We start from the raw sequence: 13,076 nt of genomic DNA, 5'->3' as shown, positions 1-13,076 counted from the left end.
GGACGCTCAACTCCGGTGGCCGCGAGCCCCGTCACGGGCGCGCACTAATCTCATTGCGAGAACCTCGCCCCCACCCCCGTGATCGGCCCGCGACACCCCTGTATGCCGGTTACACGGACCTGACAGCTGTGGAGAAAACCGAGCATGAACCGTAAGACCTTGGTGCTGCCTGCCGTGGTCGGTCTGCTGGCGCCCGCGCTCGCAGCCTGCGGCGGGTCGGACGGCAGCGGTGACGGCGGGGACGCGATCGTCGTCGGCACCACGGACCGCTTCGTGGCGACCAAGGACGCCCCGGCGCCCCTCGACCCTGCGTACGCCTACGACGTCGGCTCCTGGAACGTGCTCCGCCAGACCGTGCAGACCCTGATGGTCCAGCCCCGCGGCGAGGGCGACCCGGTCCCCGAGGCCGCCGAGAGCTGCGGCTTCACCGACTCCGGCAACGAGCGCTACGCCTGCAAGCTGCGCCCGGACCTGAAGTTCTCCAACGGCGACCCCATCACCGCGGCCGACGTGAAGTTCTCCGTCGACCGGGCCCTCGCCATCCAGGCGGACAGCGGTGTCTTCGCCCTGCTGTCCACCGTCGACACCGTGGAGACCAAGGGCGACAACGAAGTCATCTTCCACCTCAAGACCGCCGACGCCACCTTCCCGTACAAGCTGTCGACCCCGGTCGCGGGCATCGTGAACCCCGACAACTACAAGAAGAACAAGCTGCGCGACGGCTTCCAGGTGGACGGCTCCGGCCCGTACACCCTGCAGGCGGAGGAGAAGGACGGCGAGCTCGTCAAGGCCGTGTTCACCAGGAACCCTCACTACCAGGGGGCGCTGAAGGTGAACAACGAGAAGATCGACATGGTGTCGTACGAGGACGCCGACGCCATGGGCGACGCCCTCGACAAGGGCGACATCGACGTGATGAGCCGCACCATGACGCCGGAGCAGATCAACGACCTGGCCGCCGCCGACGGCGATGTCGACCTGGTCGAGATGCCCGGCCTGGAGATCCGCTACCTGGCCTTCAACACCGACGCCCCGACGGTGAGGAGCAAGGCCGTACGCCAGGCCATGGCGCAGCTCGTCAACCGCGACGAACTCGTCTCCGCGGTCTACGGCTCCCAGGCGGAACCCCTGTACTCGCTGGTCCCGGCCTCCATCACCGGCCACTCCAACGCGTTCTTCAACAAGTACGGCGACCCCAGCGTCGCCAAGGCCAAGGCCCTGCTCGAGGACGCCGGCGTGACCACCCCGGTGAAGCTCACCCTGCACTACACGACCGACCACTACGGCGCCGCCACCAAGAAGGAGTTCGAGCAGCTGCGCGAGCAGCTCAACGGCAGCGGCCTGTTCGACGTCGGTGTCGAGGGCGCGCCCTGGGACACGTTCGTCCCGGCCGAACGGAGCGGCGCGTACGACGTCTTCGGGATGGGCTGGTTCCCCGACTTCCCGGACGCCGACAGCTTCGTCGCCCCGTTCCTGGACAAGGACAACTTCCTCAAGTCGCCGTACGCCAACAGCGAGATCCGCAACACCCTCATCCCGGAGTCCCGACGCGAGGCCGACCGTCTCGCCGCCTCCGACAGCCTGAACCAGATTCAGGACATCGTGGCCGAGGACGTGCCCGTGCTGCCACTGTGGCAGGGCAAGCAGTACGTGGCCGCGCACGACGACATCACCGGTGTCGCCTACGCGCTGAACTCCTCCTCCACCCTTCAGCTGTGGGAGCTCGGCCGCGGTGTGAGCGGCTGACACCTCCCAGCACGCGCCCGGGACCTGGACGCGGCCCCGGGAACTTCGAGAACGACGTAAGGCACGCACGTGAACATGCGCAACCAGTGGCCGGTCCTGCCGATCGTGGCCGGTCTGGCCTCCGGCCTGCTGACCGGATGCGGTTCCGAATCCGGTAACACCGGGGAGAACGGCTCCACCGTGGTCGTGGGGATGTCCGACGACGTCCTCGCCACCGACCCGGCGTCCGGTTACGACCCCGGCTCCTGGCTGTTGTTCAACAACGTCTTCCAGTCCCTGCTCAGCTTCCCCAAGGGCGGCACCGAGCCGCAGCCGGAGCTGGCCCAGGGCTGCACCTTCACGGACGCCTCCGCAAAGGTCTACAAGTGCACCCTGAAGGACGGGCTGAAGTTCAGCAACGGTGACCCGCTCACCTCCAAGGACGTCAAGTACTCCTTCGACCGCATGCTGAAGGTCGACGACGAGGCCGGCCCGGCCATCATGTTCCCGATGCTCGACACCGTCGAGACGCCGGACGACAAGACCGTCGTGTTCAACCTGAAGTTCGCCGACGCCACCTTCCCCAGCAAGATCGCCTCCGGCGCCGGCTCCATCGTCAACCACCGCGAGTACGACGCCGACAAGCTCCGCACGGACGGCAAGGCCGTCGGCTCCGGCCCGTACAAGCTCGACTCGTTCACCGAGAACGAGGCCGTCTTCTCGGTCAACGAGAACTACCAGGGCACCGCCGAGGTGCAGAACGCCGGCGTCACCCTGAAGTTCTTCCACGGCGACCGCGGCGCGCTGAAGAAGGCGCTGCTCGCCGAGGAGGTCGACATCGCCTACCGAGGCCTGAGCGCGACCGACATCGCCGACGTCGAGAACGCCGCCTCCGACTCGGGCGTCAAGCTCATCGAGGGCAGCAGCGCCGAGGTGCAGCACCTGGTCTTCAACATGGACGACCCGGTCGCCGGACAGCTCGGCGTCCGCCAGGCCATCGCCCACCTGATCGACCGCGACGCCCTCATCCAGGATGTCTACCAGGGCACCGCCACCCCGCTGTACTCGATCATCCCGGCCGGTATCGGGGGCCACAACACCGCCTTCTTCGACACCTACGGCGACCGCCCCTCCAAGGCCAAGGCGGAGGCCGCGCTGCGCGCCGACGGCATCACCGACAAGGTGAAGCTCACCCTGTGGTCCACCCCGTCCCGCTACGGCCCCGCCACCGACGAGGAGTTGCAGGCCATAGCGGCCCAGCTGAACGCCAGCGGCCTGTTCGCCGCCGACGTGAAGTCCGTCGCCTTCGACCAGTACGAGAAGGACATCGCCAACGGCAAGTACGGCGTCTATGTCAAGGGCTGGGTGCCCGACTACCCGGACGCCGACAACTTCACCGCCCCGTTCTTCGGCGAGGGCAACGTGCTGGCGAACAACTACAGCAACGACACGATCACCGGCACGCTCATCCCGCGCACGGCCGCGCAGAGCGACCGCGCCGCCACCGACGACGAGTACGGCGAGCTGCAGGACATCGTCGCCGAGGAACTCCCCGTGCTGCCGGTGTGGCAGGCCAAGCAGTACGCGGTCGTCCGCGAGGAGGTCTACGGCCTGGAGTACTGCCTCGACGCCTCGACCGTCTTCCGCTTCTGGGAGATCAACAAGGGCTGAGGCCCGGCACGTCAGCGCCGAGGGCGCCCGCTTCCCAGAGGAAGCGGGCGCCCTCGGCGTCGTGGCACTCGTTCTTGTGCGGTCACTGCGCGCCGGGGCGCACCAGGCCGCTCTCGTAGGCGTAGACCGCGGCCTGCACCCGGTCGCGCAGCCCCAGCTTGGTGAGGACGTGCCCCACGTGCGTCTTGACGGTGGTCTCGCTGACGAACAGGTCCGCGGCGATCTCCGCGTTGGACAGGCCCCGCGCGACCAGCTTCAGCACCTCGACCTCCCGCTCGGTGAGCGTGCCCAGGGTGTCGGGCACCGGCTCCTCGCCGGACGGCAGATGCGTGGCGTACTTGTCGAGCAGGCGGCGCGTGATGCTCGGCGCGAGCATCGCCTCGCCGGCCGCGACCACGCGGATCGCCTGGACCAGCTCGTTGGCGGGCGCGTCCTTCAGCAGGAAGCCGCTGGCGCCGGCCCTGAGCGCCTCCACCACGTACTCGTCCAGGTCGAAGGTGGTCAGCACCAGGACCTTCGCCGGGCCGTCCCGGCCGGGGCCGGTGATCTGCCGGGTCGCCTCCACGCCGTCCATCCGCGGCATGCGGATGTCCATCAGCACCACGTCGGGCTGCAGGGCCCGCACCTGGTCGAGTGCCTGCAGGCCGTCCCCGGCCTCCCCGACGACCGCGATGTCCTGCTCGGCCTCCAGGATCATGCGGAAGCCCGTACGCAGCAGCGGCTGGTCGTCGACCAGTAGGACGCGGATGGCCACGTGAGTCTCCTTCGCCTCGCCTCGGCAGGTGCGCGTGCCAGGCCCCGCGTCTGCGGCGTGATCCGCGCGACAGGCCCTAGTCCGGCCCCATTCTGCCCTGCTCGGCCGCGGATGATTCGGGCGCCCTCTCGGACGCGGCCCGGGCGTCCCCGGTGCCGGCGCTCCGGCGCACCGGCAGCGGATACGCCGGGGGAGTGCCGCCGAACTCCGGGCAGTGCGCCCGGTGGTCGCACCAGCCGCACAGCTTGGTCGGCCGGGGCCGCCAGTCGCCCGTCTCGGTCGCCTGCCGGATCGCCTCCCACAGCGCCAGCAGCTTGCGCTCCACCCGCTCCAGGTCGGCGAGGACCGGGTCGTACGTCAGCACGTCACCGCTGCCGAGATAGACGAGCTGGAGCCGGCGCGGGACGACCTTCTTCAGCCGCCAGACGACCAGCGCGTAGAACTTCATCTGGAACAGGGCGCCCTCGGCGTACTCGGGCCGGGGTGCCTTGCCCGTCTTGTAGTCGACGATCCGCACCTCCCCGGTCGGCGCCACATCGACCCGGTCGATGATCCCGCGCAGCCGCAGCCCCGAGTCCAGCTCGGCCTCGACGAACAGCTCGCGCTCGGCCGGTTCAAGGCGGCTGGGGTCCTCCAGCGTGAACCAGCGCTCGACGAGCTGCTCGGCCTCCGTCAGCCAGCCCGCCAGCCGCTCGCCCTCCGGGTCGTCGGCGAACAGCTCCTCGACCTCCGGCCTGGCCTCGCGCAGGCGCTGCCACTGGCCGGGGATCAGCGACTTGGCGCGCGGCGGGGTGCGCTCCGCGGCGGGCGCGTCGAAGAGGCGCTCCAGGACCGAGTGCACCAGGGTGCCGCGGGTCGCAGCCGCGCTGGGCTTCTCGGGCAGCCGGTCGATCACCCGGAACCGGTACAGCAGGGGGCACTGCATGAAGTCGCCGGCACGCGAGGGGGAGAGCGAGGTGGGCGCTATGACGACGGGCTCGGCGACCGTGGTGGTCGCGGCGGCCTCGGCCGCGGCCGTCACCACCGCCATCGCGGTCTCCGTCGTAGGCTCGGCCATGACGGCCGGATCCGCCGCCTCGGCCCCGCCGCCGCTGTCGGGCCGGGCCGCGCCCTCGGTGCTGGTGTCCATGTCCACAGACCATACGGCCCGCCACTGACAGTGACCCAGCCGCCGTGGTGACAGGTGCGAAGTCGGGGGAAACAGAGGGGGTGCCGGGGCGGAACGCGTCCCGACGGACGCATACCATCGACCCGAGACCCTTCCGCCCGGCAGGCGCGGGAGACGCTGAGAACGAGGGGACACCGTGGACGAGAGCGGCGGGAGCGGGCAGCCGCGGCGGCCGGGCACCGACGAGTCGGAACGGCGCGAGTCAGGGCGGACGGCCCCGGCCACGGACCCCACACGCCCGGACCCGCCCCGTCCGGCACCCCCCGGCTCGACCACACACCCCGAGACCGGAACCCCGGCACCCACACCCCCGAACCCCGCCGACGCGTCCGCCCCCGGGGCGGACGGCACCCAACAGGAAGACGAACCGGCCGGACACGACGGCACGGAGAAGCCGGGCGGCGCAACCGCGGAACCCCGGGACGAGCATTGTCAGCCCTCCGGCGACGGCACCGACCGGCAGCCGGCCGGGCATGTCGGCGACGACCGGCCCCACCCCGACCGGCCCGCTCCGGCCGACCCCCACCGGCCCGCTCCCGCCGACCTCCACGACCCGGCACCCCCCACCCACCCGGCCCACCGCACCGTCGCCCACTCCGGTCCCGACAAGGACGCAGCCCCCCAGCGCGCCCCGGAGCCGCGTGGTGGGCTGTTGATGGGGCGGCTCTTCGGGGTGCCCGTGTACGTGGCCCCCAGCTGGTTCCTCGTCGCCGCGCTGATCACCTGGGTCTTCGGCGGGCAGCTGGAGCGGGTGCTGCCCGAGCTGGGCGCCGCCCGCTACCTGGTCTCCCTCTTCTTCGCCGTCGCCTTCTACGCCTCGGTGCTCGTGCACGAGCTGGCCCACACCGTGGCCGCCCTGCGCTACAAGCTCCCGGTCCGCCGTATTCAGCTCCAGTTCTTCGGCGGGGTCTCCGAGATCGAGAAGGAGGCCGAGACGCCGGGCCGCGAGTTCGTCCTCGCCTTCGTCGGCCCGCTGCTCTCCCTCGTCCTCGCCGGCCTCTTCTACCTCGCCCTGCAGCCGGTCGAGCCCGGCACCGTCCCCGGCGTCCTGCTGGCCGGCCTGATGATCTCCAACCTCATCGTGGCCGTCTTCAACCTCCTGCCCGGCCTCCCCCTGGACGGCGGCCGGATGCTCCGCGCCGTCGTCTGGAAGATCACCGGCAAGCCGATGAGCGGCACGGTCGCCGCCGCCTGGGTCGGCCGCGCCCTCGCCGTCTCCGTCCTGATCGGTCTGCCGCTGCTCACCCAGTCCGGCGCGCTCGGCCGGGACGCCGTGGACAACGTCGGCATGGACACCGTCATGGACGCCCTGCTGGCCGCCATCCTCGCCGCGATCATCTGGACCGGCGCCGGCAACAGCCTGCGCGTCGCCCGGCTGCGCGAGCACCTCCCCGAGCTGCACGCCCGCACGCTGACCCGGCGCGCGGTCCCGGTGCAGAGCGACACCCCCCTCTCGGAGGCCCTGCGCCGCGCCAACGCCGCCGGCGCCCGCGCCCTGGTCGTCGTCGACGCCGAGGGCAACCCCGTGTCCCTGGTCCGCGAGGCCGCCATCGTCGGCGTACCGGAACACCGCCGTCCCTGGGTCGCGGTCAGCGGTCTCGCCCAGGACCTCACCGACGGCATGCGCGTCTCGGCCGAGTTGGCCGGCGAGGACCTCCTGGAGGTGCTCCGGGCCACCCCCGCCACCGAGTACCTGGTGGTCGAGGACACCGGCGAGATCTACGGCGTGCTGTCCGCCGCGGACGTGGAGCGGGCCTTCGTGAAGGCCATGGCCCGGCCTTCGTAGTGGTCGGCGGCCCCGGCAAACGCCGGTAGGCTGGTCACATGTCCGAACCGACCGGTGCCGCCCGCAGGCGCGGGCCCTTCAAGGTCGGGGACCAGGTACAGCTGACCGACCCCAAGGGCCGCCACTACACGTTCACGCTCGAGGCCGGGAAGAACTTCCACACCCACAAGGGTTCCTTCCCGCACGACGAGCTGATCGGCGCTCCCGAGGGCAGCGTTGTCCGCACCACCGGAAACGTCGCCTACCTCGCGCTGCGCCCCCTGCTCCCCGACTACGTCCTGTCCATGCCCCGCGGGGCAGCCGTCGTCTACCCCAAGGACGCGGGGCAGATCCTGGCGTTCGCCGACATCTTCCCCGGCGCGCGCGTCGTGGAGGCCGGCGTCGGCTCCGGCTCGCTCAGCAGCTTCCTGCTGCGGGCCATCGGCGACCAGGGCATGCTGCACAGCTACGAGCGCCGCGCGGACTTCGCCGAGATCGCCCAGGCCAACGTGGAGCGCTACTTCGGCGGCCCGCACCCGGCCTGGCAGCTCACCGTCGGAGACCTGCAGGACAACCTGTCCGACACCGACGTCGACCGCGTCATCCTCGACATGCTCGCCCCCTGGGAGTGCCTGGAGGCCGTCTCCAAGGCGCTCGTGCCCGGCGGCATCCTGTGCTGCTACGTCGCCACCACCACCCAGCTCGCCCGGACCGTCGAGTCCATCCGCGAGATCGGCTGCTTCAACGAGCCGACCGCCTGGGAGACGATGATCCGCAACTGGCACATCGAGGGCCTGGCCGTCCGCCCGGACCACCGGATGATCGGCCACACCGGCTTCCTCCTCACCGCCCGCCGCCTCGCCGACGGCGTCGAGCCGCCCATGCGGCGCCGCCGCCCCGCCAAGGGCGCCTACGGCGAGGACTACGCCGGTCCCAACGCCGACGGAGGCATCGGCCGCTGAGCGGCTGGAGCCACTGACCGCCCGCCTGCCCCGTACAACGTCATGGCGCCGTGGCCGAGTTCCCGCAGTACGCCGGGAACGGGGCCACGGCGCCGCCGCGTTGACGTACCGCCAGGACCCCGCTCCCACACGGGCCGACCCCCGCCGTTCCCCAACACTGTGACGTGTGGCACCATGCTGGCCACCCCCACCGGCACAGCCCTCACGGGAGACACTCCTAGTGCAGCACTCCGCCGTCCCGGAACTGGCGCACACGCACACGCGCCCCATCCACTGGGTCGCCACCGCCACGGCTGTCGCCGGTGTCGTCGCCCTGTCCTCGCTGTTGCCGCCGGACTCGGCGACCGCCGCCCAGGAGCCGGGCCGTCCGACGCCTCCGGCCGTCGCACCGCCCGCCGTCGAGGGCGTCGACTTCCCCCTGGAATGCGGCCCCGTGAAGGCCGTGGTGGAGAAGCAGGCGTCCGGCGACCTCGACGGCGACGGGCGGCCGGAAACGGTCGCCGTGGTGCACTGCGACGCCGGCATCAGCACGCCACCCGACGGCGTCTACGTCCTCACCCACAGCGACGACGGGACCGAGCCGCGTGTGGTGGCCACGCTCGTCGACCCCAAGGACCGGTTCACCGTCAGCGACTTCGCCGTTCGCGAGGGAGCCGTCCTCGCGACCCTGCTCGGCTACTCCTCCTCCGACGTCCCGACCTGCTGCCCGGACGTGGAGGAGGGGGCGAAGTGGCAGTGGCGGAACGGTGCGTTCGTCCGCTCCTCACCGGCCGGGGCCCGGAGCGTCTGACGCGCGCGAGCCGGACATGTGAGAAATCAGACAGTCGTAACACGCCGTGAAGATCGGGTCACTCTGCGTCCGGACCGTAGACCTCGGCGCTGTCCGAAACCCGACGTACGTGGATGCACTCGCCAGGACACTCCTTCGCCGAGTCGATCACCTCCGTGAGGAGCGGCAGCGGTACGGGCGTTGTGGCCCCCCGGGCCTGCAACAACTCGTCGTCCGCGCTCTTCACGTAGGCCAGACCGTCGATGTCCAGCTCGAACACCTCCGGCGCGTACTGGGCGCAGATGCCGTCGCCGGTACAGAGATCCTGGTCGATCCAGACCTCCAGCGCCTCGCCGTCGACTCCGGCCTCCTGCTGCACGGTCACCTCTCCTGCCGTCTGCCCGCCCGGCCGCACGGGAATCCGGCCAGCTATGACGGGTGTTGAACACTTCGACCCTACCTTCGCTCGCTTTCGTCTCTCGTTCGCTGGGTATTCCCCTGGCGTGAGGGAGAGCGCAAGGGTGAAGATCGGACACACCCCGACAGTCTTTGTGATCTAGGGGTTTCAATCGACACCCACCCAGGTAGGGTCTGGAAGCGTCCAGCTCCCCTTGGAGGAGGTGAGGACCGTGGCAGCCCACGACGACGACATGAACCGCGGCATCCGCCCGGGACGCGGGTCCGACGACCCGGCCGGGCAGATTGCCTACCTTGAGCAGGAGATCGCCGTCCTGCGACGCAAGCTCGCCGACTCTCCGCGGCACACGAGGATTCTCGAGGAGCGGATCGTCGAGCTGCAGACCAACCTGGCCGGCGTGTCCGCACAGAACGAGCGACTCGCCAACACGCTCCGTGAGGCCCGTGACCAGATCGTGGCCCTCAAGGAAGAGGTCGACCGGCTCGCACAGCCACCGGCCGGCTTCGGTGTCTTCCTGCAGGCGAACGAGGACGGCACCGCCGACATCTTCACGGGGGGCCGCAAGCTCCGTGTGAACGTCAGCCCCAGCGTCGAACTCGAGGACCTGCGGCGCGGCCAGGAAGTCATGCTCAACGAGGCGCTCAACGTGGTCGAGGCCATGGAGTACGAGCGCGTCGGGGACATCGTCACCCTCAAGGAGATCCTCGAGGACGGCGAGCGCGCCCTGGTGCTCGGGCACACCGACGAGGAACGGGTGGTACGGCTCGCCGAGCCGCTGCTGGACGTCACCATCCGTCCCGGCGACGCCCTGCTGCTCGAACCCCGTTCCGGCTACGTCTACGAGGTCGTGCCCAAGAGCGAGGTCGAGGAACTCGTCCTCGAAGAGGTGCCCGACATCGGCTACGAGGCCATCGGCGGCCTCGGCAACCAGATCGAGGCCATCCGGGACGCGGTCGAGCTCCCGTACCTCTACCCGGACCTGTTCAAGGAGCACGAACTGCGCCCGCCCAAGGGGGTGCTGCTCTACGGGCCGCCCGGATGCGGCAAGACGCTCATCGCCAAGGCCGTCGCCAACTCGCTGGCCAAGAAGGTCGCCGAGGTCACCGGCCAGGCCGCGGGCAAGAGCTTCTTCCTGAACATCAAGGGCCCCGAGCTGCTGAACAAGTACGTCGGTGAGACGGAGCGGCAGATCCGCCTCGTCTTCCAGCGGGCCAGGGAGAAGGCCAGCGAGGGCACCCCCGTGATCGTCTTCTTCGACGAGATGGAGTCCCTCTTCCGCACCCGCGGCTCCGGTGTCAGCTCGGACGTGGAGAACACCATCGTCCCGCAGCTGCTCGCCGAGATCGACGGTGTGGAGGGCCTGCAGAACGTGGTCGTGATCGGCGCCTCCAACCGTGAGGACATGATCGACCCCGCGATCCTGCGCCCCGGCCGGCTCGACGTGAAGATCAAGATCGAGCGTCCGGACGCCGAGGCGGCCAAGGACATCTTCGGCAAGTACCTCACCGAGCGCCTTCCGCTGCACACCGACGATCTCACCGAACACGGTGGCGACAAGGCCATGACGGTCCAGAGCATGATCCAGACCGCTGTGGAACACATGTACGCCGAATCGGAGGAGAACCGCTTCCTCGAGGTGACCTACGCCAATGGTGACAAGGAAGTCCTGTACTTCAAGGACTTCAATTCCGGCGCCATGATCGAGAACATCGTCGGCCGGGCCAAGAAGATGGCGATCAAGGACTTCCTGGAGCACAACCAGAAGGGCCTGCGGGTTTCCCACATCCTTCAGGCCTGCGTGGACGAGTTCAAGGAAAACGAGGACCTGCCGAACACCACCAACCCGGACGACTGGGCCCGCATCTCCGGAAAGAAGGGCGAGCGGATCGTGTACATCCGTACGCTCATCACCGGAAAGCAGGGCGCGGACACCGGACGCTCCATCGACACGGTGGCGAACACCGGTCAGTACCTGTAAAAGGCAGGGCGGCTGCGGGTGCCCTCAGCGGGTACCCGCAGCCGACTGTTTTTCGGGCCACGGCTGGAGCAAGGCTAATGACGCAAATGATCTCCCCACCGGCGCGGAGGCGTTCTAGGCTCGTCGGTACCGCCGAGTCGCGCAGTGCGGGGACGGGCACCGCACACGCAACCGAGCGCCAGCGGTATCTGAGCGGCGTCCACGACCGAGGGCGCCGCCGGGCAAGGAGGGCCGCATGACCGTACGGCGAGTAATGGGCATCGAGACGGAGTACGGCATCTCCGTCCCCGGCCACCCGAACGCCAATGCCATGCTCACCTCGTCCCAGATCGTCAACGCCTACGCCGCGGCGATGCACCGGGCCCGCCGGGCCCGCTGGGACTTCGAGGAGGAGAATCCGCTGCGGGACGCACGGGGCTTCGACCTCGCCCGCGAGGCCGCCGACGCCAGCCAGCTCACCGACGAGGACATCGGCCTCGCGAACGTCATCCTGACCAACGGGGCCCGTCTCTACGTCGACCACGCGCACCCCGAGTACAGCGCTCCCGAGGTGACCAACCCCCGCGACGCCGTCCTCTGGGACAAGGCCGGTGAGCGGATCATGGCCGAGGCCGCCGAGCGGGCCGCCCAGCTGCCCGGTGCCCAGCCGATCCACCTGTACAAGAACAACACCGACAACAAGGGCGCGTCCTACGGCACGCACGAGAACTACCTGATGAAGCGGGAGACCCCCTTCTCGGACATCGTGCGCCACCTGACGCCCTTCTTCGTCTCCCGTCAGGTCTTCGCCGGAGCGGGCCGCGTCGGCATCGGCCAGGACGGGCACGAGCACGGCTTCCAGCTGAGTCAGCGCGCGGACTACTTCGAGGTCGAGGTCGGCCTGGAGACCACGCTGAAGCGCCCGATCATCAACACGCGCGACGAGCCGCACGCGGACGCCGAGAAGTACCGCCGGCTGCACGTGATCATCGGCGACGCGAACCTGTCGGAGATCTCGACGTACCTGAAGCTGGGCACCACGGCCCTGGTCCTGTCCATGATCGAGGACGGCTTCATCGCCGTCGACCTGGCCGTCGACCAGCCCGTGCGCACCCTGCACCAGGTCTCGCACGACCCCTCGCTGAAGCGTCTCGTCACGCTCCGCAGCGGCCGGGCCCTCACCGCGGTCCAGCTGCAGATGGAGTACTACGAGCTGGCGCGCAAGTACGTGGAGGAGCGCTTCGGCGCCGACGCCGACGAGCAGACCAAGGACGTCCTGCAGCGGTGGGAGGACACCCTCAACCGGCTGGAGCACGATCCGATGAGCCTGGCCGGCGAGCTGGACTGGGTCGCCAAGCGCGAGCTGATGGAGGGCTACCGGCGCCGTGACAGCCTCGACTGGGACGCCGCCCGGCTGCACCTGGTCGACCTGCAGTACGCCGACGTGCGCCCCGAGAAGGGCCTGTACAACCGGCTGGTCTCGCGCGGCCGGATGAAGCGCCTGCTGACCGAGGAGCAGGTCGAGCGGGCGAAGGCCAAGCCGCCGGAGGACACGCGCGCGTACTTCCGCGGGCGCTGCCTGGAGCAGTACGCCGACGACGTGGCCGCCGCCTCCTGGGACTCGGTGATCTTCGATCTGCCCGGCCGGGACTCCCTGCAGCGCGTCCCAACCCTGGAACCGCTTCGCGGAACGCGTAATCACGTCAAGGAGCTCCTGGACCGCTGTCGCACCGCCGAAGACCTGGTCAGGGTCCTGAGCGGCGGCTGAGCGGGTACTCGGGCGGGGCCGGGCGCACGGGTGGAAATCCCGGCGCCCGGGAATCATCGAGGTGGCCCCCGTACGTTGGAGAAACTGCGGGGCCATTGTCAGACCCGGCTTGTAGGGTC

At 69.9% G+C, this 13,076-nt stretch carries 10 protein-coding genes; 7 read left to right on the top strand and 3 right to left on the bottom strand.

Features of this window, described 5'->3' with window-relative positions:
• Positions 1-144 precede the first annotated feature (144 nt).
• Together IPT68_RS07345 and IPT68_RS07340 are read left to right on the top strand one after the other, a co-directional pair.
• On the top strand, positions 145-1,746 hold the full coding sequence (locus tag IPT68_RS07345) for an ABC transporter substrate-binding protein (protein WP_189699449.1): 1,602 nt from the start codon (positions 145-147) through the stop codon (positions 1,744-1,746).
• 69 nt (positions 1,747-1,815) lie between these two features.
• A complete protein-coding gene (locus tag IPT68_RS07340; protein WP_194074057.1) occupies positions 1,816-3,396 on the top strand; it encodes an ABC transporter substrate-binding protein in 1,581 nt (526 codons plus the stop codon).
• Between the two features lie 82 nt (positions 3,397-3,478).
• Here IPT68_RS07340 and IPT68_RS07335 read toward each other — a convergent pair whose 3' ends face one another.
• Both IPT68_RS07335 and IPT68_RS07330 read right to left on the bottom strand, forming a co-directional pair.
• Entirely contained in the window at positions 3,479-4,150 is a 672-nt protein-coding gene (locus tag IPT68_RS07335; RefSeq protein ID WP_189699447.1) for a response regulator, read from the bottom strand.
• Positions 4,151-4,226: 76 nt separating this feature from the next.
• Positions 4,227-5,279: a RecB family exonuclease gene (locus IPT68_RS07330; RefSeq protein WP_189699446.1), complete on the bottom strand. Its 1,053-nt coding sequence runs from the start codon at positions 5,277-5,279 to the stop codon at positions 4,227-4,229.
• Positions 5,280-5,454: 175 nt separating this feature from the next.
• Between IPT68_RS07330 and IPT68_RS07325 the strand changes: the two genes are divergently transcribed.
• The 3 genes from IPT68_RS07325 (at position 5,455) to IPT68_RS07315 (ending at position 8,835) form a co-directional block, all read left to right on the top strand.
• Complete coding sequence (locus tag IPT68_RS07325) at positions 5,455-7,104, top strand: site-2 protease family protein (RefSeq protein WP_189699445.1); 1,650 nt, start codon at positions 5,455-5,457, stop codon at positions 7,102-7,104.
• A gap of 38 nt (positions 7,105-7,142) precedes the next feature.
• Positions 7,143-8,045, top strand: coding sequence for a tRNA (adenine-N1)-methyltransferase (locus tag IPT68_RS07320; RefSeq protein WP_189699444.1), 903 nt, complete (start codon positions 7,143-7,145; stop codon positions 8,043-8,045).
• A 220-nt stretch (positions 8,046-8,265) separates the two neighbouring features.
• Positions 8,266-8,835 carry a hypothetical protein gene (locus tag IPT68_RS07315; protein WP_189699443.1) on the top strand — a complete coding sequence of 190 codons (570 nt, stop codon included), beginning with the start codon at positions 8,266-8,268 and terminating at the stop codon, positions 8,833-8,835.
• Positions 8,836-8,893: 58 nt separating this feature from the next.
• Here the strand turns inward: IPT68_RS07315 and IPT68_RS07310 are convergent, their stop codons facing one another.
• Positions 8,894-9,199, bottom strand: coding sequence for a ferredoxin (locus tag IPT68_RS07310; RefSeq protein ID WP_189699442.1), 306 nt, complete (start codon positions 9,197-9,199; stop codon positions 8,894-8,896).
• 244 nt (positions 9,200-9,443) lie between these two features.
• Between IPT68_RS07310 and arc the strand changes: the two genes are divergently transcribed.
• Entirely contained in the window at positions 9,444-11,210 is a 1,767-nt protein-coding gene (gene arc / locus IPT68_RS07305) for a proteasome ATPase (protein ID WP_189699441.1), read from the top strand.
• Positions 11,211-11,445: 235 nt separating this feature from the next.
• On the top strand, positions 11,446-12,957 hold the full coding sequence (dop, locus tag IPT68_RS07300) for a depupylase/deamidase Dop (protein ID WP_373300643.1): 1,512 nt from the start codon (positions 11,446-11,448) through the stop codon (positions 12,955-12,957).
• Positions 12,958-13,076: the final 119 nt, after the last annotated feature.

It is taken from the genome of Streptomyces chromofuscus (assembly GCF_015160875.1).
In the GTDB taxonomy this organism is placed as follows: Bacteria; Actinomycetota; Actinomycetes; order Streptomycetales; family Streptomycetaceae; genus Streptomyces; species Streptomyces chromofuscus.
Note: the sequence above shows the minus strand (reverse complement) of the source record. Positions and strands in the feature narration are given on the sequence as shown.